This is a genomic window from Exiguobacterium sp. s128 (assembly GCF_018618815.1).
In the GTDB taxonomy this organism is placed as follows: domain Bacteria; phylum Bacillota; class Bacilli; order Exiguobacteriales; family Exiguobacteriaceae; genus Exiguobacterium_A; species Exiguobacterium_A antarcticum.
The window spans coordinates 1-1,578 of the sequence record NZ_JACSMT010000093.1 but is presented as its reverse complement, the minus strand read 5'-3'; the positions used below and the strand labels follow the sequence as shown (position 1 = coordinate 1,578).

Sequence of the window (1,578 nt, the reverse complement as noted above, 5' to 3'; positions counted from 1 at the left end):
TCAGATCGTAGACAAACCCTCATTTCAACGTTGAAATGAGGGTTTGTCTTATGTAGTCGTAAAAAGTGATGTTGAAAACAAGGATTCCCACCGGAATCCCATGACCAGTTCGCCAATTTTTTGAGGTTCAGGGCACTAAAAGTAAGCATCGCTTGTAGCGTTGTTTTTTTCAGACCACGATATCGGGCCCAACGCATGCCATGCTTTTCTTTTGCATCTGCGAAGACACGTTCGATGGTCTCCTGTCGTTTTCGATACAATGCCCGGTTCACAGAAGTATGCCGCAAATGCTCCACCTCATCCATTGCTTCCTGCCAGATATGGCGTAGGATCATTTTTTTATTCTCTTGGCTCTTCGTGCACTGTGAAAGAAAAGAGCACGACGCACAGATCGTTGGGTCAGAGACGTATTCCCGATGCCCCTCTCGATTGGTCGTCCGATAACGAAGAACTTGATTGTCGGGACACAAATAACAGTCATAGTATTCGTCGTAATAGAAGTCTTTCGTTTTGAACATTCCCTTCACCCCTCTGGGGCGTGTATAAGGAAAAACCGGTAAGATGTTTCGTTGAAGGAGATGATGTGCGAGCTGGACTGTCTTGTAAGCAGAATCGGCTACGACGGCGAAGGGCTGATTGAAATGATGAGTGACGGATTCAAGAAGAGGTTCAAGCATTTTACTATCATGTACATTTCCAGGTGTGAGGATCAATCCAAGTACGAATCCGTTTCGATCACAAGCTGTATGACAAGAATAAGCGAATAGTCGTTCACGTTCCCCCTTCACGTAGTAACCACTCTCGGGATCTGTTGTACTTTCCTTGATTTCGCGTGTTTCAAGACGGCTCTCCTTGGGGGCGAAGGGCTTTTTTCCATGCAGTACCCGATCCTCGTTGACTTCCAGGTCGAGTTCTTCTTTATACTGTTGGATAGCGCGACGGACAATCTTTTTCTTCTTGAACTTCCGTTTATTTGCGTTCGCCTTGATGTGTGTGGAATCCATGAATAGGACCGAAGGGTCCACGAACCCAGCTTCGACACCTTGTGAGAGGATACGATAAAAGATGGTTTCGAACACATCCGTGTCCTGAAACCGCCGGACGTAATTTTTTCCGAAAGTAGAGAAATGAGGCACTTTCTCATCCAGTCCGATTCCGAGAAACCACCGATATGCGACGTTCGTCTCAATCTCCTTGATGGTCCGACGCATCGATGGAATACCAAACAAGTATTGGAGAAGCGCCATCTTAATCAATAAAACAGGATCGATACTGGGTCTTCCGTTATTTTCACAATACAGTTTCTCTACTAAAGGATAGATGAATTCAAAGTCCATGACCTGATCTACTTTTCGAACGAGATGGTCCTGCGGGACCAATTGTTCCAATGTGATGGTGATGTTCTCAGAACGATGATGTTGGCCTCTTTTTCCCATCATAAGAATTCCTCCTCTTTCGAATATCTATGCTAGTTGTATACCCGGAAGCGTGAAAGAAAAAGCGTTTGTTCGCTCGAAATCGCTTCCTAGGGAAAAACAAGCAGGAGCGACCCAGCAGCGAAGCGATGCGGCGCGATGC

The 1,578-nt window shown here is 45.9% G+C and carries 1 protein-coding gene; it reads right to left on the bottom strand.

Annotated elements, in window-relative coordinates; all coding sequences use genetic code 11:
* Positions 1-1,439, bottom strand: a 1,439-nt coding sequence (locus tag KNQ13_RS15680; protein WP_251135820.1) for an IS1182 family transposase, incomplete at its 3' end; no start/stop codon positions are given.
* Positions 1,440-1,578 lie beyond the last annotated feature (139 nt).